The organism is Desulfobacterales bacterium (assembly GCA_030066985.1).
Classification (GTDB): Bacteria; Desulfobacterota; Desulfobacteria; order Desulfobacterales; family JAHEIW01; genus JAHEIW01.
Map to the genome: position 1 here is coordinate 1 of JASJAN010000002.1, position 22,829 is coordinate 22,829.

Below are 22,829 nucleotides of genomic sequence, written 5' to 3' on the forward strand. Positions count from 1 at the left end.
CCCCCCGGCCTGGTCGTTGCCTTTGCATTGATTGGCTGGCATGTGCCCGGAGGCCTGGAATTAGCCGTTAAACCGGTCAAAGGCGGGCCACCGCTGCTGGTGGTACCGCTGCAGCCAGGCGAGCGCTTTACCCTACACTATCATCATTCGGTGGAAAACGCCCCGATCTGGGAAGAACACAGCCTGGATGCCGAGGGGCGTATTTTCATTGAAGAGGAGCGTTATTTGAAATTCGGCGCCGGCATGGGACGCATGCCCGGTGTGGGCCGCATGGTTAGGCGCGGCGACTATGAGGTCATCGAAGATATGCACATGCCCACCGGTGACTTTATCCTGCGGGTGGGCAGCCCCGGGGTGGATCACACCGTGATCTGGCGCGGTCGTGAAAAAAACCTGTCGGCAGTGGCACCGCACGTGGCGGTGCAGTTTGCAGCCCGACCGGTGAGCTGGCTGTATAGCCTGTGGCGCCGAATCTGGCCGCACCCGGCCACACCGCGGTAAGTATCTGAGTTTTATATTCACCGCAGAGACGCAGAGTTCGCAGAGTAAGTATTTTTTTCATTTGTCGCTGAGACGCCGACAAATGAAAACCACTCAACCGCTTCGCGGCAAAACAATAAAGCTATTTAATATAGCTTGGTAAACAACGGAGCCCTTTATTCTTGCCGGAGGCAGATTTTTTTTGCTTTCCGTCCTCTCAACGGAAAGCAAAATTAAAAAATCATCTCTGCGGACTCTGCGTCTCTGCGGTAAAAAAATTACATTTTTTATTTCGCGCGGCGGGTGGTGAAAAATCAATATAGCTGAATGCGACTATGGACGAATCTAAAGCCACAGAAACGAATACCCCGACGGCCCGCATCATTGCCTGGTGTCTGACCGTTATCGGTGTGGGGCTTAGCCTGTTTCAGCTGTACACCGCCGGGATGGTGGCCATGACCGCCATGCGGCATCGCTCTGTCTTTTTAACCTGCATTCTGGCATTGACCTTTTTAACCAAACCCCTTTACAAAGGCGTCCGTAAAGATAAATTCAACTTTGCCATGCTCATCGATCTGATCTTGATCGCCATGGCAGTTTTCATCGGGCTGTACATTTTTATCGATCTACAGGGTATTTTCGAACGCCAGGGGGAATGGAGCCCGTGGGATTTTCGAGTGGGGGTTGCCCTGGTATTGCTGGTGCTGGAGGCCACCCGCCGGGTGATCGGGCTGAACCTGACCGTCATTGCCATTATGTTTTTGCTGTTCGGCTATTTTGGCCCCTGGATGCCAGAGCTGATTGTCCACAAAGGCTACAGTGTTGAACGCATCGCCACCACCCTTTCGCTGACCACCGAGGGCATCTTCGGTCTGCCCCTGGGTGTTGCGTCCACTTTTGTTTTCATCTTTATCCTCTTCGGTGCATTTTTGGACAAAACCGGCGCCGGCAGCTTTTTTATCAACCTGTCTTATTCGGTAACCGGGCGCTTTTCGGGCGGGCCCGCCAAAACCGCTGTGGTGGCCAGCGGATTTATGGGCTCGGTGGCCGGCAGTGCCGTGGCCAACGTGGTGGCCACCGGCTCTTTTACGATCCCGATGATGAAAAAAATCGGCTACCGCAAACATGTAGCCGCCGCCGTGGAAGCCGCCGCCTCCACCGGTGGACAGCTGATGCCGCCGATTATGGGGGCCGGCGCCTTTCTGATGGCCGAATTTACTCAAACGCCTTATCTGGACATCATTAAAATAGCTTTCATTCCGGCGGTGCTTTACTTTTTTTCGGTGATTTTGTTTGTCCATTTTGAAGCCCAAAAACAGGGCATCTGGGGGCTTCCCAAAGACCAGCTACCAAATATTCTGCAGACCCTCAAAGACGGCATCCATTTCATTATCCCGGTGGCCATTTTGATCATCGTTCTAGTTATGAACTACAGCCCGATGATGGCCGGTTTCATCGCCATTTTAGCCGTCTATTTTACCGCCCTGCTGCGCAAAGGCTCCCGAATTTCTATTGGCACCCTGATCAAAACCCTGGAGCAGGGGGCCCGCAACGCAATTGTGGTGGCCGTGGCCTGCGCCGCCGCCGGTATCATTGTCGGTATTGTCAACTTGACCGGCACCGGTCTGCGTTTTTCCTCGCTGGTGGTATCACTGTCCCAGGGAATTCCCCTGCTGGCCCTGCTGCTGGTGGCCCTGACCTCGCTTTTTCTGGGGATGGGGCTGCCCGTGACCGCTTCTTATATTGTGTTGATCATTCTGGCCGGCCCCGGGCTCATGGATCTGGGCATCCCGCTGCTCACCGCCCATATGGTGGTTTTCTGGTACAGCCAGGATGCCAACGTCACGCCTCCGGTGGCCCTGGAATCCTTTGCTGCATCCGGTATTGCCGGCTCAAGCCCGATGAAAACCGCCTTCACCTCATGGAAACTGGCCAAGGGATTGTATATTATTCCGATCATCATGGCCTACCACCCGCTGCTGCTGAACGGGCCCGCTCCCGAGGTCATCAAAACCGTTATCTTTTCCATTTTATCGATCATTGCCTTTGTGGTCTGCATGGAGCGCTACTTTCTGACCCACCTGAACTGGCCGGAAACCATCCTGCAGGGCGCGGCTGCGCTTTTGCTCATCTGGGCCAATCCGCTTCTTAACTATATCGGCCTGGCGCTGTTCATCCTTCTGCTCATTTATCAATTGATCCGCAGAAAAAAATCCTCCAAATCATTATCCATACAGAAGCCATCTAACAAAAACGTTTAATATCTCCCTTGGCCCATTGAACTGGTTAGGCCGACTTAACCGACACATTTTGTTCAATAAAATTGACGCCTTGTACACAAAATCAGACGGTTTTCTGACATTTAAACCTGGCAGCCGAGATCAAGTCTATATAACCTGCTGAAATTTCTTGGTTTAATTTTATCTGTGCCGTTCTGGAATGCTTCTTGCTGTATATGAGCCGTTAACTGAAATTTATATAAAAAAATCAACGATTAACATAATTTGGGAGGAAAAATGATGAAGAACAAAATCGCCTTTCTGGTCGCCGGTCTTCTGCTGTTGTACTCGGCCAATTGCCTGGCGACAGAGCCAATTGAGGTCCTCACACCGAACCATGAAACCAAACTGACGCATCAGCCGGCCGGTGAAAACAGCCTGCTGATATCGGTGAAAGATGCCAACAACAACCCTATCAAAGGATTAATGCCCAAAGACTTTGTGATCAAAAGCGGCAAACGGGAGGCTCAGATCCAATCCATCGAATCGCTGGAAACCAGCGAATCCGTGCCGCTGAACATTGTAATGGTGGTGGACAATTCGTATTCCATGAGACAACGAAAGGCCATCAAACCATTGCTGGCGGCTTTGGATAAATTTTTTGACAGCCTGCGTCCGATGGACAATGTGTCCATCGTGACGTTCAGCAAAAAAAGCGGCATGGATGTCAAGGCCTACTGGCTCCATACCCAAGCCGCCACCGCCAAGTCGATTCCGGAGCTAAAACAGTTTTTAAAAGACGCCTTTGGCGATGGGCTGACCAGAACGACCTATCTGTATGAAGCCATGGTGGCCGGACTCAGCTTGATTCGCAAAATGCCCCCTGAAGAAAATAAATTTTTGGTGGTTTTTTCAGACGGCGAAGACCTCAACAGTAAATTTAAAAGCTTTGTGGTTGAATCCGAAGCCCACGACATCCGCAACCTGGAAGTTTTTGCGGTTGATTATATGCCCGGTCGAAAAATGGATAAGTTCCTGCAAGCGTTTGTTGAGAAACACAATGGGCAAATTTGGAAAGCCCATTCCGCATCGGAGCTGCTGCCGATCTTTCAATCCTTTTCCACCACCTTATTGCATCGCTATGTTGTCAATTACAAATTTTATCAGCCGCCCAGCGGCACTTTGAGTCTGCAGCCGGCTCAGCTAAATTTTGATATGCTAACCCTGCTGGATGGCTCTCCGGTGCTCAACCAGGTGTTTTTTAAAACCGGCAAAAGCGATATCTCCGACAACTATGTGCTTATAAAAGACCGTGCCCACACAGCGGCCTTTAATGAAAGCATACTGACCAACGCAACAGACCGTTACAAGAATGTGCTCAACATCGTCGGCCGGCAAATGACCGCCGTACCAGAGGCGCAGATCAAAATTGTGGGCTGCAACTCGGATTCCGGCGTTGAGAAGGGCAACCTGGAACTTTCAAAAGCCCGGGCGGAATCGGTGAAAAGCTATCTTTCATCGGTCTGGGGCATCGACAGCTCCCGCATGACGGTCGAGGCCCGTAATTTGCCGGCACAGCCGGCACCGGCCGATAAGCTGGGCAGTCGGGCTGAAAACCAGCGCGTCGACATTATTTATGACTCCGGCGATATGCAGGCCATGGCCGCCAACCAGTTTATTGCCGAAAGCTCCAATCTAAGTGAGATAAAAATCCTGTCTCAGATTGAAGCCGAATACGGGATGGCGGACTGGGAGCTGGATATCCAGGGCGATCAGCAAACCATCAAGACCGTAAAAGGCGCCCAGTTGCTGGCGCCGGAGACCGCCCTTTCACTGGATGATATCGGCCGTGACAAGTTGGCCGCCTGCAGCACCCTGCAGGCGCGCATCAAGGTGACCGACACCAATCAGGATACCTATGAAACCATGACCGCCACGTGTCCGGTTACAGTGACCCGCAGAGAGTTGATCCATGAACTGATTGGGCCGCCAAAAGGCACAGTGGCCCTTGAGCCCGCCAGGCTGACGATTGAAGAGGTCACCACCATCGACAGCTCACCACTGCTCAATTATGTCTTTTTTGAAACCGGTCAAAGCGACATACCCGCCCGCTATGCAACCTTCAGCGGTCAGTCCGAGACCAAGTCGTTTAGCGAAAGCAAGTTAAAAGACACGATGGAAAAGTATACCCATACCCTTAACATTATCGGGAAGCGCCTGCGCGACAACCCCGAAGCGCAGATCAAGATTGTGGGCTGCAACGCCCATCGGGATAAAGAATATAATCGCAAAGATCTGTCCCGCAGCCGCGCGGAATCTGTCAAGGCCTATTTAAAATACATCTGGGGCATCGAGTCTTCCCGCATGCAGCTTGAAGTGCGCAATCGACCCGCGGTGGCCAGCGCCAGCAGCGTGCCCGAGGGCCGCGCTGAAAACCAGCGCGTGGAAATCTATTCCGAATCCCCAGCCATCATGGACACCATCAAAAGCACCTATGTTGCCAAGATCAGCAACTCGGAACAATTGCAGGTCAAGCCCCAAATAGACAGCGGCTATGATCTGCAGCGCTGGAATGTGGCGCTGGTGGGCGATGGAACGCTGATTGATTCGGCCTCGGGACAGGGCGATTTAATGTCCGCATACCAGTTTAACCTCAAAGAGCTGGGCTTGGGTAAAATCGGCACCTACGAGAATATCGGCGCCAACATTGAGGTCGAAGACCGCAAAGGCCGCGTTTATAAAACCCATGCCAGCACCAGCGTGCGCCTAATTAAACGCGAAGAGCGGTTGGCCAAAAAGGAAGGCTACAAAGTCATGGAAAAATACGCGCTGATTCTTTTTGAATTCAATCGCGCCGACATCAAAGAGCGCAACCGGGCTGTGCTGGATCGGATCATTGCCCGCATCAATGAAATTCCGACCGCCACAGTCTCTATCATGGGTCACAGCGATACCATCGGCAAAGAAGCCTATAACATCGATCTGTCCAAGCGGCGGGCCAAGGCGGCCTTTGAAATGATCATCGCCGGCGGCGGCATAAACAGCGGCAATATCTCTTATGACGGCGCCGGCCCGCACAACCCGTTGTTTGACAATGAGCTACCGGAAGGCCGCGCGCTCAACCGCACGGTCACCGTCACACTCGAATACGAACGAAGCAACTAACCGCAAACCTCCCTTAAACAAAGCGCCCGTTTTGAACCGGCACTCGGTTCGAAACGGGCGCTTTAGCTTGCCAATACTTCAACTATTTTATAACTTAAACATTGCGATCTTTGCTTGATGACAGTCTGCCTGAGGATTATAAAAACTCTACTTTTTCAGTCGCTGATTTGACAACGAAAATTCGTTCATTGTTACCCTTCAGATCGGCCGGCGTTAAATAAAAACCCTGGCGATCCGGAGAATAGCCAAGGGTATAGCCGGTGATCTCCTCGCCATCGGAGAAACTAACTTTCATTTTTCGACCGCCGGCGGCAATTTCGTCAGCATAGTTATCCTTGTGCTCTTTGTTGCCTTCAAAATCCTTTACAAAAAATACGGCTTTTAGATCTTCCAGGTTAATTTCAAATATTTTCCCTTCAGCATCTTCCAGGTGAAATTGATTTTTGTTGGGAAATAAGTCGTTGGTTTTGCCTTTCATGATGGTGTTGTCTTTGAATTTGACCACGACCTTATTGGGGGCCATTGCATCCTCCACTGAACAGTTAAGTCAAAATGATATATCGTTTGCCTGCGTCACTTTTTCAATGTAATTTCTATTTTAGCATATTTCCGGTTAAAAGGTGAATTTAAATGCTGGCAGATGCAAACCAGGAAAGGAAACGTATCGCATTTTATTTTAAGGAGGTAAGAATCGAAGAAGGAAAATTAAAAAGCGGGCTCAAGAAATAGCAGATCAATTTATCAGGTTTGCCCGCTGAGTCCGCCTCCGGCGGATTGCGCCCGTAGGTATATAATGTAGAAAGATCTTATATAGAGTAAAAGCGGGCTTAAAAGTGTAGATAACGTTCCCCGCATGAATGCGGGATTTCACATCTGATCCATGCAAATTAAGGTGTTCAACAAAGCAAGGCGAAAACCGATTCAAAAGTGGAGTCCGCCTCCGGCGGATTAGTATTCAAGCATTTTGAAATCGGTTTTTAATCCGCCACGAATATTGGCGGACCATTGGGGGTTAAATGCATTTTTAAGCCCGCTTTTTAGTCGTGCTGGAGGATAAAATTAACTGCCTCATCCAAATCCGTTTGATCTTCCAGGGCCCTGGACACCCGCTCGGCCAGTTCACTTAATATTCTTCTCAAAGCCGTGGCCAGTTTGAGCGCATCAGCATCATTGTGAACATAAGATCCTTTGCTGATCGCCTGGTCCAGCAACGCGAGGGGATTGTAGCCATTAATTAAAAGGGCCTGCGGCATGGCATCGCTGATCAACGCCACCGCGTCTTTAAAGTGCTTTTCCTTCTTGGCTGATTTGAGCTTTTCGATTTTAGAGTCGGACGAACCGCTTCGACGCATCACCCGGATGATCTCATCAAAAATATGAACCTTTTGATTTCTAATCACCCTTTTATAATAGGCCAGCGCGCCGATACCCAGACCCTGAATTTCCGACCGGCGACCCATCAAGAACAAGTCCTTATTTTCTCCCAGGATAGAGATCACGCGGGGGGAAACTTTGGGCCCAAAGGGCGGCCATTCACCGACTTTGATGGCTTCGCCTTCGTCATGGTCCGCATTCCAGCGCGCCATGATGGCAAATATTTTAGAATGGGTCCGGCAGTTGGCGCAGGAATAATGCAGAAAAATTCGGGACCACTTCTCGCTTAAAGGTAATTTTTTGGTCTGGTAGGAATCGAAAAACCGAACACCATTGCAAATGCTGTTGGGGCAATTCAGTTTTAGGCGTGGTTTAATTAAAATGGGCGTTGAATTGGGTGTTCGGCTGATCCCCAGATTAGAGATGATTTGGACTTCTCCGGGTGGGTAGTTGCTCAGAAAATCTTCAAATTTGACCGATTCATTTCGGGCAAGAACTTGCTTTTCTGCAACGGCAGTATTCATGCTAAAGCCTTTATACAAAAGCACCTATGGAGTATCGAAAAATATTGAAACGCCAGTATTGTTTGGCGACTTAATATGATTACCCGAAGCATATAAGAAAGTCAAGTATTATAAATAGTTAGATCATTTTATCTCATATAGTTTTCTACATTTCGACATATTAATTTAAATAGCAAAAAAGGGCGGCCATACGGCCGCCCCTTATCAAATGGATCATTTAAAATCAATCAGGCGCATTGTTATTTAAGATCTTTGATCCAGGCTGAATTTTGAAACCAGCGTTTATTGAGCAGCATCAGTTCACCACTGCCGTCGAGCATTTTCATATAGTTGGTCAACCAGTTAATGAGCAATGTATCTTCTTTGACAGCGATCCCCAGGGGCTCAAAGGTAAGCCGCGACTGTCCGGCCACCAATCCTTTATCCTCATAACGGTAGGCCGTAAAGGCACAATACGGAAAGTCGGCGACGAGCACATCAATTTTATCCTCCATTAAAAAGCCCAAGGCTTCATCATAAGATTCGGCAAGCACCAGTTTGGCATCGGGAGCGGTCTTTTTAACAAAAGCCTCACTGGTCGAAGCTTTGAGGGCAACCACTTTAAATCGGGAATCGTTCAAACTGTCAGCCGCCTGCAAGGAGGCTATGGTTTTCGATTTGGTTAACATCCCTTTACCGGAAACGTAATAGGGGCCAATGAAAGCCACCTTTAAATTGCGTTTAGGCGTCATGGTCATACTGGATATAATGATATCCACTTTATCTTTATGAAGCGCCGGAAGCAGCTTTGGAAACGGCATGGTCTTAAAACGCACTTTGACACCCATTCCGGCTGCGATTCGGTTGGCGATATCGGCATCCAGGCCAATAATTTGACCATCCTTTGTCGTAGCGTTCAAAGGCGGTTGCGAGCCAGTTGTGCCAACGACCAACTCCCCTTTTTTCAAGATGCGGTCCATTACCTTTCCGGCCGGGGCGCTGGTAACACAGACAAATATCAGCACCGATACAAGTGCAGCTATGAAGATGGTCTTTCTCATGGGTGTTCTCCTCTCAGTTAGGTTATCCAGTTGAGCGCGTTAGAGATCGCAAAAGCCTCATCTTATTCTTTGACCGTCAAACGGGGCGATCCGCCAGAGGCGAACAAGCGGGTAACGGGTTCAACCCAAGAACTTTAGATGCCTTTTTAAATAGAAGTTAGTCTTTAAAGGTAAACCCTGTTAGATAATCTTCAAGTCCCTGGCGGGATTTCTTGGAAAGTTCGGTGCAGTCCGCTGGAACCTGAATGCCTTCTGCCAGGCGGGTGGCAAAGACCAGGCAGGTGCGCTGACCGCATTTGCGGCAATTGGTTTTGGGCAGCTGCCGCAGGATCTCAAGGACACCAGGCCGCGGTAATCCTTCGAAGCTCGGTTCGATGCCGTCTCGCGCTTCCCAGGCCGCATTGATCTCAGCCATCAGCCATTGTAATAACTTTTCGGCTTCGTCCGCGTCCTTGAGGGCATTGATAGCAATTTGACGCGCATGCAGCGTAATCAGGCGCCCCCGTGATTTTAAAATCAATGCCGGTGGATCGTTTAAGTATTCAAATCCGCCCAGAACGGTATTCAGATAAGGCAATACCAACGCGATATCCTGCTCCAGATCGGCAATGCAATGCAGGGATTCAAATTCCGGATTTTGCTCCGGCCTGAAAATCACCTTTTTATAGCCACTCAGTAAAGCGATGGGTGTTCTCCGGGTCCAGGTTTAATGGGTTAAAGTATTCCGGATCAAAGCAACCTAACATCATCAACTGTCGAATAGCAAATCGTTATTGATACCCGCTTGTTCTGCTAATGATGAGATGTTGACATCTTCGCCGCTGTTTTCATCCTTTAAAAAATTGCACATCCCATTCAGAGCACACTTCGGGCAACCATCTAAAAACCTTGACGATAACAAAGATCTCATGGTATTTAGCGGTTGGAATTTCTAAACGCGCACCCCTTGTTAAGGGAATGTCATGAAACGAGTAAAAAAAACCCTGTTTTCTGATAGAAAGACAGGGTTCTGAGTTTGTAGCGCCTGCCCTGTCACTGTTTGAATATAAGTAAAGTGGATTAGGGAACAACTTATCTGAAAATAATCCAGAGGGCGCAGATGAAGCCATTACAGCTGGACGTCATATATAAGCTGTTGGGAACCCATAACATACCGGGCTCTCCCCAAGAACTCGAAATTTTGTCCATCCGGATTACGGAACTGGTTCAAGCCAATGGCGAGCAGTGGGTCCGTGAAAACCGCCAAAAGCTCATCGATGAATGGTACTATATCGTGCGCCAGGGAATCATCCATTGAAATCATAGTTTTAAACCTTATACTAATATCTAAATTGTGCATGAGTCGGAGGCTTTCATAGGCAACCCATTTAAGGGCGAAGCTAACCGCCGAAGAGCGGATAGCTTCGCCCTTAAACATCCGCCTGTGGCGGGCCTATAGGAGCCTCAAGGCGAAGACCAAAGGGTGAAATTTAGGTATCAAGGAGGAGAAGATGAAATCCTTGTTCGAAACCTCTGAAATTAACGGTATGCAACTGCAAAATCGGTTTGTGCGCTCGGCCACCTGGGAAGGCCTGGCTACCGAAGACGGAAGCTGCACGCCACCATTGGTTGAAATGATGGAAGCACTGGCTGCCGGTGGTGTTGGATTGATCATCAGCAGCCATGCCTATATTCAAAAAGTCGGCCAGGCCGGTACCGGTCAACTGGGCATCCATAACGATGATATGATTTCAGGGCTCAAAGAGATGACCGCTGCCGTCCACGGCCAAAAAGGCAAGATTGTCTGCCAGCTGGCTCATGCCGGCTTTTTTGGCAATGAGAAATTGTCCGGTCAAACGCCGATCGCACCTTCGGCTATAGACGGTATTGCCGAGGGCATGCGCAAGGAGATGACAATGGATGATATCCAGAGAGTGATCAGCGCCTTTGCCACGGCAGCCCGCAGGGCCAAAGTCGCCGGCTTTGACGGTATTCAGATCCACGGTGCCCACGGCTATCTGCTCAGCGAGTTCATCTCGCCCATGTTCAATCACCGCACGGATGAATATGGCGGTTCCATCGAAAATCGCGCCAGACTGCCCCTGGAAGTGCTGCGGGCCATCCGGGAGGCTGTCGGTGCCGATTACCCGGTTCTCATCAAAATGAATTGTAAAGATTTTAGCGACAACGGTTTACAACCCGCAGAATTTGTTCAGGTTGGAAAGATACTTGCAGATGCCGGTATTGACGCCATTGAAATCAGCGGCGGTCTGCCGATCAGCCCCAAGACCCGCCCAAGCCAACTGGGTATCAACAAAGAGGAAAAAGAGGCCTATTTTCAGGAAGAAGCCAAAGCGCTCAGAAAAGAATCCGATGTGACCCTCATACTGGTCGGCGGAAACCGCTCTTATCACGTCGCCGAAAACCTGATTACCGATGGCGTGGCGGATTATATTTCCATGAGCCGTCCGTTTATTCGGGAACCCCACCTGATCAACCGCTGGAAAGCCGGCGATCTCACCAAAGCCACCTGTGTATCGGATAATATGTGCTTCAAGCCGGCCATCAAGGGCGAGGGCATCTACTGCCTCACCGAAGAACGGGAACAGGCCAAAGAATAAGGTGTCAGGTGTCAGGCCACAGTATGTCAATCGCAGCCTGAAATCTCTCTCAAAATGCTTGTTGTCCACAGGTTTTAAGGCCAAAATTAGGCCCATCGGGCCAAAGACTGACACCTGACACCCGAAACCTGACATCTCCATTAAATAGTAGAAGGCTATATAGCTGGAGCGAATCCCATTGATAGAAAGATCTATAATGTAGACTTTAAATATGAAGACGGTGACGGCGGCGATATTGGAAAAAGACGGCAAGATCCTGATTGCCCGGCGCAAGGCCGATGACCGCCAGGCCGGCAAATGGGAATTTCCCGGTGGTACGCTTGAAGCCGGCGAGACGCCGCAGGCCTGCCTGCAGCGGGAAATGAAGGAAGAATTCGGCATTGGCGTCACAGTCGGCCGATACTTTGGTCAAAGCGTCTATCAGTACGACCACGGTGCGATCAGGCTGATGGCGTATCGCGCAAGCTGGACATCCGGCAGCATCACTTTAAATGATCATGCCGATTACAGGTGGGTATCCCCCGAACAGTTATCTAATTATGATTTTGCGCCGGCAGATATTCCTTTTGTCGACCAATTGCAGCGCAAGGATAAATAGGACGCTTTTTTTCGGCTAATTGGATGGCTTCGCATTCAGCCGGTGGGCACCGCAGAAAATGTATAACCCCTCGTCGTCGACCAGAGTTGCCAGGGTCATGTTGAGTTGAGTGGCCAGATCAACAGCCAGCGCCGTCGGTCGCGATAATGCAAAAATGGCCGGAATGCGCGCACGGGCCGCTTTCTGTACCAGCTCGTAGCTGATACGGGATGACAAAATAACCAGCGCCGCGCTGTCAAGCTTTCCTTCGAGCAACGCCTTGCCAATGGCTTTATCCAGGGCATTGTGCCGCCCCACATCTTCAGCCACAGACAGCAACTCGTAATTTGAATCGTAAAGCACTGCCGCATGAGACGCTTTGGTCCGCCGGCGCAGGGTTTGCTGATCGGTAATATTTTCAAGACAGGCACAGGCCCGCTCAACATCCAGAGGCGATTCGTTTTTGACGGGTTCAATCAACTGGTAAAGCTCTTCGACCAGCTCTTTGCCGCAAATGCCGCAACTGGTCTGGCTGATGTAGCCGCGCCGATCAAGCGTATCCGGTATATTTTTTCTTCTGGCAGAGGTTAAGGTGACAGCAATCACATTGGTATCTTCGCCGTCGCAGAAGGCAATCGAGGTGACGTCATCCAGTGTGTCGATGATGCCTTCCCCCAGGCAAAATCCGGCCGCATGGGCTTTTTCATCTCCCGGTGTGCGCATGATCACCGAATAGGGCTTTCCCTCCAGACGGATCGAGAGCGGTTCTTCGCCGACAAGGTGATTGCCGGTGGTTTTATGGGCCCCTTGATCCCAGAAGAAAATCTTATGATTGTTTGAATCGCTCATCGGTTTTTCCGAAAGACAGCAAAAATTGAAGCATCACCAGTGTCGGTGCTAAATTTAAGATAACGGTCACAAACGACATTTTCAAGAGCTGCAACCGTTTAAGATCACAGCAACTGAATATCATCCCTGGCCAGTAGGCGGTGCATCTTGCCGGCAAATTGTTTCTTGAAAAAGGATTCCAATTCCCGGCTGATGGCAGCAACCTTGCCGGCATCGATACCAGTATCAATCCCCATCTGAGATAGCATCCACACCAGATCTTCGGTGGCGATGTTGCCGGAGGCACCTTTGATAAAGGGGCAGCCGCCGATGCCACCGAAGGTCGTATCGAAATGATCCACTCCAAGCGACAGCGCCGCCAGAACATTAGCAAGGCCTTTGCCTTCTGTATCATGCAGATGCAAAATCACCGGAGTCCCATTGGCCAGCTTAATGACCCGGGCGCAGATCTGTTGAATCGATTGTGGATTGGCCATACCGGTGGTGTCTGCCAGCACGATTTCATCAATACCCTGGTCGAGCTGCTCTTTGACGATATCAAAAACAACTTCAGGATCGATGGCCCCCTCGAATCGACAGCCAAAGACACATTGCAGACCGCCACTGACGGTCAGCCCATGTGTTTTACCGATCTTGATCATGTCGGCAAACTGCCGTCGGGCATCGGTCAGAGAGGCATTGGCATTTTTGCGACTGTGGGTATCACTGGCGGAGATCGAAGCCGCAACGTGCTTTAGACCCGCAGCCGCTGCGCGCTCGATGCCTCTGGCATTCAGCACCAGGGCGCTATAGGTCACGCCGGGCCGCTGTTTCAGGCCGGCACACAGCGCTTCGGCATCGGCCATTTGCGGCATCAGTTTGGGATTCACAAACGAAACGATCTGAATACGCCGCACACCGCCATCGACCAGAGCGTCGATCAGCGCTAATTTCTTTTCGGTGGGCACGAGGGCTTTTTCGCTCTGCAGACCATCGCGCAGCCCCTGCTCTTCAATGACCACCTTGGAAGGATGTTGCTTCATCGTCTTTACCGGCTATTAGGGCTGCTTCCTACAAGCAGTAGGGCAAACTACATTTAATGTAATCAATCTTCTTTAAAAATGAATTCGTTAAAATCACAAATTTCAAGCATCAAATAACAAATAAATCTCAATTCTCAATTTCTCAATGACCCAAACATGTTTGATATTTTGAATTTTGGTCATTTGGATTTATTTGATATTTGAGTTTTGGGATTTGGGATTTAATAATTTGTGTGTTTGGAAATTTTCCTCATTTAAGAATCAATGAAATGTTGTTATATCTTTAAGACCCATTAGGATCAACCTCTTTTGACTATCGCACCCCTGCACCCTCTCCATCATCTGCTTTGACCTATTCCAATTTTTAATATAAAATTAAAGTTTATGGTTGAACAGATCCCTGGAACATTCCACACAGTTATACAACACTAACTTTGCATATGAAGCGACGGAGCAAACATAAAGCATGCTGGATTATCGCGCTCTGCCTTTATGGCGCCATGATGCTGGCACCGGCTGCCATGCCGCTGGTCTGGGCCGAACAGAAGACCAAAGAGGAAAAACAGCGGCAGCGCATGCTTAACCTGGAAGCCGCCAATGCACTCTGGCGATTGAAACGGGCCCTGGAAAAGGAAGGGTTTTACGCCGGTCGCGTCCGGCTCAATGTCTGGCGGGCGGCCGCCATCGATGCCGGCAAATTCGATCCCCAGAAATACGAAGAATTTAGGCTGCAGTTGTATCAAAAATCGGTAGACGTCTCCTTAGAATGTTTTGAATTTTACATCCAGCAGAACAGCCCGCATGATGCCAAAATGTGCCTGCAGACCTGGAAGGCGCACGCTCAGGAGATTGACCAATTCGACGAGGACACTTACAACGAGCTCGACCAGCGTCTCGAGGATTTAAAAAATAATCCGCCCCAATCACCTTCCGAATAATATTCCGGCCCGGGCGGTAGGATTTGACAATCCCAGCTAATTTTTAGTAATTTAGCTCCTACCAGCAATACACCCATACCTTCTTCTAAATAACGCTTTTTTCTAGCCGGTCAGGAGGGCAATTCATGCCAGACAAAACAGCCGGTTTTATCACTGCTATCCTATCCCTTGCCCTTTTCAGCGCCCTGCTGTCATGCGCCTCTGACAACGCAACCTTGCAAATTGAAAACAGCCTTCCGCAAACTGAACTTTCTCATTACAATGATTCTTTTGATGAAATGCGCGAAGATCTGTGGGATAGAGCCGACCATTTGTATCGCGAAGAACAAATGCAAAATTTCAAACCGGCGGACATGTATTTTAAAGATGGCAAATTGTTGCTTCAAACCCGAACCGAAGGTTTCAGCAAAGGGGGGCTTGTTAGCAAGTACAGGCTCAGGGGGGATTTCGACATTCAGCTCGATTTCTTGATGGATTTTACCAGAGATACCGCTGTTGAATATATGGATCAGGTATTCCTTATAAGTGTATTCGACAATCGTGAGCAAATATCTAAAATCAATGCTGTAACGATCGGCCTGTCCATCAGATGGGGAGACGAGCAGGGCTACCTCTTCAGCTTAGGTTTCATCGATGGGAAAAGAAAAGGCAGCTTCGGGAATAGGAAACAAGGCTTCTCCGATAAAATCAGTAATTTCAAAGGATCGTTTCGTATTGTCAGAAGCGGGGAGTACATTAGCACCTTATATAAAGAGGCAGGCGCAACCGACTGGACCCAAAAACTCACAGCCCGCGTAAGCGCTAATGATATGCTGTTTGGCTTTCAGTTACGAAATTTTTTCCCGGAGAGCACCACTATACGGGCAAAACACTCGACAAAGGCAATGATTGATCGCTTTACCGTAAATGCTGCGCACAAAATAATTGAAGAAAAAATCTGAATTTGCATTTTAACCCGCTGTTTCACAAGCAGGGCTAACATGCATGATTATCGCGCTGATGCGCCTACCAGACGGAGGCCTGCATAATGAGACATAAAAAGACCGGTTTCATCATCGGGTCTCTGTCACTCACCATTCTCACCGCCCTGCTGTCATGCGCCACCGATAATGCGCCCTCGCAAATCGAAACCAGCCTGCCGCAAAGCGAGTTTGCCTATTTTAACGACTCGTTTGACAACATGCGAGAAGATCTGTGGGACCGGGCCGGATATTTGTACCGCAAACAGCAAATGAAAAATTTTAAGCCGGCACATATGGGTTTTAAAGACGGTAAGCTGACGATTGAAACCCGCACCGGCGGATTCAGTAAAGGAGGCTTTGGCTCCCGGTTCGCGTTCAGAGGAGATTTCGACATCCAGCTGGATTGCCGTATGATTTTTAAAAAAGGCATCTACGGCATGGATCAAATGTTCGCTTTGGGCGTTGTCAGCACAGGCGCAAAAACGGGCAAATTAAGCTTTATGAGCATTGGCCTGTCCATGAAGGGGGGAACGAACCAGGCCTATCTGTTCTGCAATTACGCCGTGAATGAACGCAGGAAAAAAGGTTATTCGAAGAAAATTAAGTATTTCAACGGTTCATTTCGTATAATGAGAACTGGTATAAAGATCATTACACTTTATAAAGAAAAGGGCTCCATCGAGTGGACAAAAATGAGCACCTTCAGCGTAACGGATGGTGATATGCTGGTTGGTTTTCAAGTTCGGAATTTCTTTGTTAACAGAACATCCATTCGGGCGGATTATTCGGTAAGCGCTGCGATCGATAGATTTCAAATAAATTCCGCCCAGCAAATAATTGAAGACGACATTTGAATTTAGATTCAATTGTGTCCGTTATGTTCAACTTATGCATGAGGCATTTGATATTCGATCAAAACAGGCGATCACTTAGGTCCAAGCAATGTATTATGTGAAGCTCATCGCGGTCTTTTGTTTTTTGTTTCCGTTATCGGCCGGTCAGGCCCAAGCAACTGACAGTGCAAATTTGCCGGCCGGATGCGGTGAGGCCTTGCATTTATTCTGGAAGGGCCGTATGGCCAAAGACGCCAACCGGGCCCGCCAGTATTTTGAGGAAACCATCAAATTGTGTCCGGGCTTCATCCGGCCCTATGAACTTGTCGGCAATTATTACCGCAAAGAAAACCAGACGGGAGCGGCTATCGACTATTTTGAAAAAGCCGCCGAGCTGGGCACCACCAATTACAAACTGTACTATTTGTTGGCCAGTTTGCAATTTCAAAAAGGCGATATGGCGGCAGCTGATCACAACATCAAAAAATCTCTGAGCATCCGCAAAGATTACCCCAAAGCGCTAAAATTAAACCAGGAGATTGAAAAAGTCAGTGATAACGAAGGGCCTGAGATTATTTTGTACGAGCCTTCCACCCGGCGGGGGATGAAACTTGTTAAAACTTATGAAAACCTGACGGTGCGGGGGATGGCCAGCGACAAAAGCGGGGTGGCCTGGGTCAAGGTCAATCAACTGGAGGCGTCCCTGGATGAACACGGCAACTTCCTCAAAGACATCCCCATTCAACTGGGGACCAATACCATTCGGGTGGAAGCCGCCGATACGCTCGGCAATCGGTCGCATATCTCTATTGATATCGAGGGTGAAAAATACGCTCTGCCGCCGCTGACCCGGGTTGAATCCGCAACCCAGCAAAAAGCGCTTTACGGCCGCTCGTTTGCGGTGGTTATCGGTATTAACCAATATGAAAAATGGCCGGGGCTGGAATTTGCGGTGGCTGATGCCCATGCGGTCAAAAATAGACTTCAAAAAACAGGCTTTGATGACATTACCATCATCATGGATCAAGCCGCCACGCAGCGGCGGATCCTCAGCGAGCTTTTCCACGAGCTGCCGCAAAAAGTGGGCCGCAATGATCGCGTTCTGTTTTATTTTGCGGGCCACGGGCAAACGCAAGATATGCCCAGCGGCGGCAAAAAAGGCTACATCATTCCGGTGGATGCCGAAACCGACAGTTATGCCTCAAGCGCCATTTCGATGGAGCAGATTCGCAGCCTTTCCAGCCGGATTGCAGCCAAGCACATCTTTTATGTCATGGATTGCTGTTATTCCGGTCTGGGGCTGAACCGTTCGGCCGGGGTTTGGCCGGGGATCAGCGATTATCTGCGCAAGGTATCGGCCATGCGCGTGGTTCAGATCATCACCGCCGGCGGCCAGGGCGAGCAGGTCCAGGAAAAAGAAGGCCACGGGTTGTTCACCACGTATTTCATAGAGGCCATTGCGGGGGCAGCCGATCTCAACAAGGACAACGTGGTTACGGGCACCGAACTGGGGGCCTACCTGCGACCCACGGTGTCAAATGCATCCCGGCAAACGCAAACACCGCTGTTCGGACGCCTGGAGGGTGAAGGCGAGTTTCTTTTCTTTGTGGATCCCAACCGCTAACCAAAATGAAATTTTAAACATCAGGCTAAAGCCATCTTCGCCAGCACGGCAACGGTTAAATCCGAGGTGCTGGCATTACCGCCAAGATCCGGTGTCAGAACCTGCCCTTCTGCGGTAACCGCTTCAATGGCTTTCATCAAATCAGCGGCAGCAGCGCTCTGATTAAAAAAGTCCAGCATCATCACCACCGACCAAAGCAGGGCGATGGGGTTGGCAATTCCCTTGCCGGCGATGTCCGGCGCCGAACCGTGCACCGGCTCAAACATGGACGGATGGTTGCGCTCCGGATTGAGGTTGGCCGAGGGCGCAATGCCGATACCGCCGGCCACTGCCGGCCCCAGATCTGACAGGATATCACCAAACAGATTGCTGGCCACCACCACATCAAACCAGTCTGGATTCTGAACGAAATGGGCCGTTAAAATATCAATATGGTACTGATCGGCGCTGACATCTTTAAATTCTTTGGCGATGGTTTTAAAGCGCTGGTCCCAAAACGGCATGGTGTGGATAATGCCGTTTGATTTGGTGGCTGAAGTCAGATGTTTTTTCGGCCGGCTTTGCGCCAGTTTGAAAGCATAGCGCAAAATCTTATCGACGCCCTGACGCGTAAAGATCGACTGCTGGACAACGATCTCGCGCTCGGTGCCCTCATACAGCCGCCCACCGATTTGAGAGTACTCGCCTTCATTGTTTTCGCGAACGATATAAAAATCGATGTCCTGGGGTTTTCGTCCGGCCAGCGGCGATCGAATGCCGGGCAGCAGGCGCACCGGGCGCAAATTAACATACTGCTCAAAATGACGGCGAATGGGAATCAACAGGCCCCACAGGGAGACGTGATCCGGCACATCGGGGTCGCCCACCGCCCCCAGCAAAATGGCGTCAAAAGCGCTCAACTGCACAAGGCCGTCTGCGGGCATCATCACCCCGTGCTCCAGAAAATGCTCACAGCCAAACGGAAAGCTGTCGAATTTGATGTCAAAACCATACCGGGTGGCAAGGGCCTCGAGCACCCGCACTCCCTCGGGTACGACTTCTTTGCCAATCCCATCCCCCGGAATCAGCGCAATCTTAAAATTCTTCTTATTCTTCTTTTGATTCATTTTATCGTATAGTGGCGCAGTAATAATTTATTACACTTCAGGAGATGCAAATAGTCGTTGCTCAATTGCTTTTGGATGAAAAAGGTAAACAGGATTAAGCGATTTGTTATGAATCTTATGTTTTTATGTTTATGGGGTTCAGAGGTTTACCTTCAATCGTCATCACCCTTAGAAGGAGGCATGTTTTTTTTATTTATTGCCTCCACAATAAAGGAAGGAACTGCAATAGCAAAGCCGATCCAACCGTATATTAAAGGTATAATCTTAAACCAGGTGAGTGCTATCAAAGCCAAACCAACCCACAGGCCAATCGATGTAATATTGTCGAATTTCAATTTATTATTCCCCTGTTCATAGCATTGTGTTAGATAGCAAATTTTCCATCTGTTGTAATATCTTTATAGAAAAGTGGACAATACTGATCTTGTGATCTTTTGCCAGTATCACAAAATGACACAAATTTCATATACGTAAATGAAATCCCAATAATTTTAATTCTCTAAAAACCTAAATTACCGTGCCGCAGCACAGCTTCGTCAAGTTTACATGTATATTAAGATAATCCAAATATTTCTGATATTCCATTGAATCACTTATCGCCGGTGTTTTTCACAGCATGGAATACAGGTTGGCTTCCCACCCAGTTGATTTGTGCGTGATTCCATAACATTTTCACCGCAGATCGAACATGGAATTGAATCTCGAATCTTGGCCGGTTCAGGTTCCGGGATAGATATTGGCTCTATAGAGAGAAGACTATCTCTGGGGGCTGACATGATCCATTTGGCAAGGGCGCTTTTGTCCTCGTGCAACTCCTCTGGAATTTCCTTGCCGTGGAAATATACACGAACGCCTGATCTTGACGATCGGCAGTATATCGTAAAGACGTGTTTACCATAATCGCGAAATATCAAATTTCCCTTACCAAATGTGCAGCCAGTAACACACTGCAAAGCATCAACACCGCATGCGTCATTCTCTACGATAGCCACAATTTCTTCGTCTTCAGCACGAATCGAGTCAAGTTTGTTCATTGCAGCGGTGGCCATTCTATACCCCGTAGCTAGCCCAGGGCATACATGTCCGTGAAACTGAATAATCTCCTCATATGTCATTTAAAATTTACCTCTTTTTTCTAGAAGCCATCTCAAAAATGCACCTAACGCTCAAGGGCTGTGTTCAAAACCGATTCAAAATGCTCGAATACTATCGTGTATGCTCCACTTTTGAATCGGTTTTCGCCTTGCCCTTGAGCGTGATCTACTATTTTTGAGACGGCTTCAAATCATTTTTTTATGGTTTATTATTTACCGATTTCAAGAATTTCTCTGGCTTCATCACAGGTCGCCACTTCAAATCCCATCTGATGAATCAGCGACACGATTCTTTCGACCAGCTCGGCGTTTGTTTCAGCAGCTTTGCCCGACGCAAAATAGGGACTGTCTTCAAAACCCACGCGCACCACCGCAGCCCCCATGCCGATGGCGGTAGCCAGCAGGGAAAAATCCTTCATCCCAGCATGGATCACTCCCCAGGGCACATCTTTTTCGGGCAGCAGGGTTTTCATAAATAACAGTGTTTCAGCATTGGCCGGCAGCGCCCAGCGCACCCCCAGGACAAACCCAATCGAATAGGGCGCTTTGAGCACCCCTTCTTCCAGCAGCTTGATGTAGGCGGGCAGCATACCGGCAGCAAAAATCTCAAGCTCCGGGACGACGTGGGACTCTTCAATGCGCCGGGCCCAGTAGCGAATATCCGGCATTCGGTTGACATAGACATCTTCACCGAAATTGATGGAGCCCATATTTAATGATGCCACCTCGACCCGGGCATCATCTAAAGCCACGCAGCGTTGCTCGAGGGTCAAATCAGTCAGACCGCCGGTGGAGCCCTGAATGACAATGTCCGAATCTTTGCGAATGAGATCTAAAGTTGCTGAGAAATCCGTGATATCTTCGGTCTGCTCCCCTTGCTGATCGCGCACATGCATATGCACCATGCTGGCACCGGCCTTTTCACAGGCGATTACCTGCTGCGCCACATCTTGCGGGGTCAAGGGATTGGTTGACGGCGGTTTAATTTTTTTGCCGGTCGGGGCAACGGCCACAATAATTTTGCGGGCTTTTTGATGTTTCATTGCATCTATTCCTGGTAAGAAGTGTTGGGTTGGAAGTTTTGAAATGGTGTAGATTGGAACGCGACTACCTGTCAATACATAATCGGTAATTGGCATCGAAGATATCCAATTGGGGTTGCCACACAGTCAATTTGCTAGGTATAAGGCATCACGTTAAAGCGCACGCCGGATTCTGCAAAAGAAAGCCATTGGGCATGTCTAAATTTATCTATTCCTTCAGTATCATTTTATTCGGTTTGTCACTGGGATACATCATTCAGATCCTGGTCAAACAACAGTGGATCAAGTTGCCCCTTCATATCGATGACCTCAGAAAGCTGCTGCAGCGCATTGCGCTTCTTTTTCTCAATCCGATTGCTATTGTCGGCGCGATCTGGGTGGTGAGCTTAAAAAGTGTTGCCCTGGTGGCGCTGCCCTTTATCGGGCTTTTTGCGCTTCTGGCCGGCGGCGTGATGGCGCTGAGCGTCGCCCATATGTTGAAGCTGGAACCGCAAAAAACCGGCGCACTTTATGGATGCGGAGCGTTTACCAATATAGGTTCCATCGGTGCCATGGTGTGTTTTGTGTTTTTGGGCGAGAAGGGATTTGCCCTGGTGCCGATCTATAAACTGTTTGAAGAGCTGTCCTATTATTCGATTGGATTTCCAATTGCCAAATACTACAGCAGCAGTTCGAGCAAAGAGCACATCAGTGATCGGATTAAAAGCTTTACCCGGGATCCGTTCATTCTGGTGGCGGTTTCCAGTATTGTCATCGGTGGTTTACTCAATTTTAGCGGTGTTCAACGGCCAGATTTTTATAAAAACGTTATTTCGGTTTTTGTTCCGCTGGGTACCATCTTGCTGTTGACTTCCATCGGGCTTGCCCTGAAATTCAGAAAAGTGCGTGATTATCTCAAAGAGTGCATGTCGATTTCAGTTATCAAATTTATCCTGGTGCCCATTTTGGCAACCTCACTGGCCTACCTATTTGGTTTCAGCCAAATCGACAACGGCCTGCCGCTAAAGGTCGTTATGATTCTGGCCTCTATGCCGGTGGCATTCAATGCCCTGATCCCACCCTCGATTTATGATCTGGATCTGGATCTGGCCAATTCATGCTGGTTTTTTACTACGGCGCTGCTCATTGTCGTTTTGCCGGTTTTATTGATCCTCATTACCTGGATATAAGTTTTATATCTATAATCCGGGATGTTACCAGCCGACCTGCCATCTTCTATTGGGTGTAATCCGTATCTTCATCAAAGCCATCGAGCATATTGACGCTTACAATGACAGATTATCTGCAAAAAATCTTTTATCTTACTAAAATTATTAGCTATACGTTATATAAAATATTTCTTGACAATAAGGCCCCAAAACGGTATTAAATTTTGCATA

At 49.0% G+C, this 22,829-nt stretch carries 21 protein-coding genes; 11 read left to right on the forward strand and 10 right to left on the reverse strand.

Features of this window, described 5'->3' with window-relative positions; translation table 11 throughout:
- The 3 genes from QNJ26_00785 to QNJ26_00795 all read left to right on the forward strand — a co-directional run.
- A partial coding sequence (locus tag QNJ26_00785; GenBank protein MDJ0984046.1) for a DUF1850 domain-containing protein occupies positions 1-501 on the forward strand: 501 nt, incomplete at its 5' end.
- 314 nt (positions 502-815) lie between these two features.
- Positions 816-2,741, forward strand: a complete 1,926-nt coding sequence (locus QNJ26_00790) for a TRAP transporter permease (protein ID MDJ0984047.1) — start codon at positions 816-818, stop codon at positions 2,739-2,741.
- Between the two features lie 255 nt (positions 2,742-2,996).
- Positions 2,997-5,864 carry an OmpA family protein gene (locus QNJ26_00795; GenBank protein MDJ0984048.1) on the forward strand — a complete coding sequence of 956 codons (2,868 nt, stop codon included), beginning with the start codon at positions 2,997-2,999 and terminating at the stop codon, positions 5,862-5,864.
- A gap of 136 nt (positions 5,865-6,000) precedes the next feature.
- On the opposite strand, the gene QNJ26_00800 is transcribed toward QNJ26_00795, so the two are convergent.
- The 4 genes from QNJ26_00800 to QNJ26_00815 form a co-directional block, all read right to left on the reverse strand.
- Complete coding sequence (locus QNJ26_00800) at positions 6,001-6,387, reverse strand: hypothetical protein (GenBank protein ID MDJ0984049.1); 387 nt, start codon at positions 6,385-6,387, stop codon at positions 6,001-6,003.
- A 514-nt stretch (positions 6,388-6,901) separates the two neighbouring features.
- Positions 6,902-7,762 (reverse strand): hypothetical protein, encoded by an 861-nt coding sequence (locus QNJ26_00805; protein ID MDJ0984050.1) that lies wholly within the window; start codon positions 7,760-7,762, stop codon positions 6,902-6,904.
- Between the two features lie 239 nt (positions 7,763-8,001).
- Positions 8,002-8,802, reverse strand: a complete 801-nt coding sequence (locus QNJ26_00810) for a transporter substrate-binding domain-containing protein (GenBank protein ID MDJ0984051.1) — start codon at positions 8,800-8,802, stop codon at positions 8,002-8,004.
- A 157-nt stretch (positions 8,803-8,959) separates the two neighbouring features.
- Positions 8,960-9,460 (reverse strand): (Fe-S)-binding protein, encoded by a 501-nt coding sequence (locus QNJ26_00815; protein ID MDJ0984052.1) that lies wholly within the window; start codon positions 9,458-9,460, stop codon positions 8,960-8,962.
- Positions 9,461-9,901: 441 nt separating this feature from the next.
- On the opposite strand from QNJ26_00815, the gene QNJ26_00820 reads away from it, so the two are divergent.
- From QNJ26_00820 to QNJ26_00830, 3 genes are all read left to right on the forward strand, one after another.
- Positions 9,902-10,099, forward strand: coding sequence for a hypothetical protein (locus tag QNJ26_00820; protein ID MDJ0984053.1), 198 nt, complete (start codon positions 9,902-9,904; stop codon positions 10,097-10,099).
- A 193-nt stretch (positions 10,100-10,292) separates the two neighbouring features.
- Positions 10,293-11,402 (forward strand): NADH:flavin oxidoreductase, encoded by a 1,110-nt coding sequence (locus QNJ26_00825; GenBank protein ID MDJ0984054.1) that lies wholly within the window; start codon positions 10,293-10,295, stop codon positions 11,400-11,402.
- 211 nt (positions 11,403-11,613) lie between these two features.
- Positions 11,614-12,000: a (deoxy)nucleoside triphosphate pyrophosphohydrolase gene (locus QNJ26_00830; protein ID MDJ0984055.1), complete on the forward strand. Its 387-nt coding sequence runs from the start codon at positions 11,614-11,616 to the stop codon at positions 11,998-12,000.
- Between the two features lie 15 nt (positions 12,001-12,015).
- On the opposite strand, the gene fdhD is transcribed toward QNJ26_00830, so the two are convergent.
- Positions 12,016-12,828 carry a formate dehydrogenase accessory sulfurtransferase FdhD gene (fdhD, locus tag QNJ26_00835; protein MDJ0984056.1) on the reverse strand — a complete coding sequence of 271 codons (813 nt, stop codon included), beginning with the start codon at positions 12,826-12,828 and terminating at the stop codon, positions 12,016-12,018.
- A 104-nt stretch (positions 12,829-12,932) separates the two neighbouring features.
- Positions 12,933-13,850, reverse strand: coding sequence for a hydroxymethylglutaryl-CoA lyase (locus QNJ26_00840; GenBank protein MDJ0984057.1), 918 nt, complete (start codon positions 13,848-13,850; stop codon positions 12,933-12,935).
- A gap of 440 nt (positions 13,851-14,290) precedes the next feature.
- Between QNJ26_00840 and QNJ26_00845 the strand changes: the two genes are divergently transcribed.
- The 4 genes from QNJ26_00845 (at position 14,291) to QNJ26_00860 (ending at position 18,207) form a co-directional block, all read left to right on the forward strand.
- Entirely contained in the window at positions 14,291-14,788 is a 498-nt protein-coding gene (locus tag QNJ26_00845) for a hypothetical protein (GenBank protein MDJ0984058.1), read from the forward strand.
- Between the two features lie 215 nt (positions 14,789-15,003).
- Complete coding sequence (locus QNJ26_00850; GenBank protein MDJ0984059.1) at positions 15,004-15,729, forward strand: hypothetical protein; 726 nt, start codon at positions 15,004-15,006, stop codon at positions 15,727-15,729.
- An 86-nt stretch (positions 15,730-15,815) separates the two neighbouring features.
- Positions 15,816-16,604 (forward strand): hypothetical protein, encoded by a 789-nt coding sequence (locus QNJ26_00855; GenBank protein ID MDJ0984060.1) that lies wholly within the window; start codon positions 15,816-15,818, stop codon positions 16,602-16,604.
- 88 nt (positions 16,605-16,692) lie between these two features.
- Positions 16,693-18,207, forward strand: coding sequence for a caspase family protein (locus QNJ26_00860; GenBank protein ID MDJ0984061.1), 1,515 nt, complete (start codon positions 16,693-16,695; stop codon positions 18,205-18,207).
- A gap of 20 nt (positions 18,208-18,227) precedes the next feature.
- Here the strand turns inward: QNJ26_00860 and QNJ26_00865 are convergent, their stop codons facing one another.
- The 4 genes from QNJ26_00865 to QNJ26_00880 all read right to left on the reverse strand — a co-directional run bounded on the left by QNJ26_00865 (position 18,228) and on the right by QNJ26_00880 (position 21,450).
- Positions 18,228-19,313, reverse strand: coding sequence for a tartrate dehydrogenase (locus QNJ26_00865; GenBank protein MDJ0984062.1), 1,086 nt, complete (start codon positions 19,311-19,313; stop codon positions 18,228-18,230).
- 152 nt (positions 19,314-19,465) lie between these two features.
- Positions 19,466-19,648 carry a hypothetical protein gene (locus QNJ26_00870; GenBank protein MDJ0984063.1) on the reverse strand — a complete coding sequence of 61 codons (183 nt, stop codon included), beginning with the start codon at positions 19,646-19,648 and terminating at the stop codon, positions 19,466-19,468.
- A gap of 258 nt (positions 19,649-19,906) precedes the next feature.
- Positions 19,907-20,428 (reverse strand): FmdE family protein, encoded by a 522-nt coding sequence (locus QNJ26_00875; GenBank protein ID MDJ0984064.1) that lies wholly within the window; start codon positions 20,426-20,428, stop codon positions 19,907-19,909.
- A gap of 188 nt (positions 20,429-20,616) precedes the next feature.
- The gene (locus QNJ26_00880; GenBank protein MDJ0984065.1) at positions 20,617-21,450 is read right to left on the reverse strand and encodes a 3-keto-5-aminohexanoate cleavage protein; all 834 of its coding nucleotides are present in this window, start codon (positions 21,448-21,450) and stop codon (positions 20,617-20,619) included.
- 194 nt (positions 21,451-21,644) lie between these two features.
- Between QNJ26_00880 and QNJ26_00885 the strand changes: the two genes are divergently transcribed.
- A complete protein-coding gene (locus tag QNJ26_00885; protein MDJ0984066.1) occupies positions 21,645-22,619 on the forward strand; it encodes a hypothetical protein in 975 nt (324 codons plus the stop codon).
- The last annotated feature ends 210 nt before the right edge of the window (positions 22,620-22,829 follow it).

Coding starts and splice junctions, on each gene's coding strand:
- QNJ26_00790 (MDJ0984047.1), top strand. CDS start 816: ATGGACGAATCTAAAGCCACAGAAACGAATACCCCGACGGCCCGCATC.
- QNJ26_00795 (MDJ0984048.1), top strand. CDS start 2,997: ATGATGAAGAACAAAATCGCCTTTCTGGTCGCCGGTCTTCTGCTGTTG.
- QNJ26_00800 (MDJ0984049.1), bottom strand. CDS start 6,387: ATGGCCCCCAATAAGGTCGTGGTCAAATTCAAAGACAACACCATCATG.
- QNJ26_00805 (MDJ0984050.1), bottom strand. CDS start 7,762: ATGAATACTGCCGTTGCAGAAAAGCAAGTTCTTGCCCGAAATGAATCG.
- QNJ26_00810 (MDJ0984051.1), bottom strand. CDS start 8,802: ATGAGAAAGACCATCTTCATAGCTGCACTTGTATCGGTGCTGATATTT.
- QNJ26_00820 (MDJ0984053.1), top strand. CDS start 9,902: ATGAAGCCATTACAGCTGGACGTCATATATAAGCTGTTGGGAACCCAT.
- QNJ26_00825 (MDJ0984054.1), top strand. CDS start 10,293: ATGAAATCCTTGTTCGAAACCTCTGAAATTAACGGTATGCAACTGCAA.
- QNJ26_00830 (MDJ0984055.1), top strand. CDS start 11,614: ATGAAGACGGTGACGGCGGCGATATTGGAAAAAGACGGCAAGATCCTG.
- fdhD (MDJ0984056.1), bottom strand. CDS start 12,828: ATGAGCGATTCAAACAATCATAAGATTTTCTTCTGGGATCAAGGGGCC.
- QNJ26_00840 (MDJ0984057.1), bottom strand. CDS start 13,850: ATGAAGCAACATCCTTCCAAGGTGGTCATTGAAGAGCAGGGGCTGCGC.
- QNJ26_00845 (MDJ0984058.1), top strand. CDS start 14,291: ATGAAGCGACGGAGCAAACATAAAGCATGCTGGATTATCGCGCTCTGC.
- QNJ26_00855 (MDJ0984060.1), top strand. CDS start 15,816: ATGAGACATAAAAAGACCGGTTTCATCATCGGGTCTCTGTCACTCACC.
- QNJ26_00860 (MDJ0984061.1), top strand. CDS start 16,693: ATGTATTATGTGAAGCTCATCGCGGTCTTTTGTTTTTTGTTTCCGTTA.
- QNJ26_00865 (MDJ0984062.1), bottom strand. CDS start 19,313: ATGAATCAAAAGAAGAATAAGAAGAATTTTAAGATTGCGCTGATTCCG.
- QNJ26_00875 (MDJ0984064.1), bottom strand. CDS start 20,428: ATGACATATGAGGAGATTATTCAGTTTCACGGACATGTATGCCCTGGG.
- QNJ26_00880 (MDJ0984065.1), bottom strand. CDS start 21,450: ATGAAACATCAAAAAGCCCGCAAAATTATTGTGGCCGTTGCCCCGACC.
- QNJ26_00885 (MDJ0984066.1), top strand. CDS start 21,645: ATGTCTAAATTTATCTATTCCTTCAGTATCATTTTATTCGGTTTGTCA.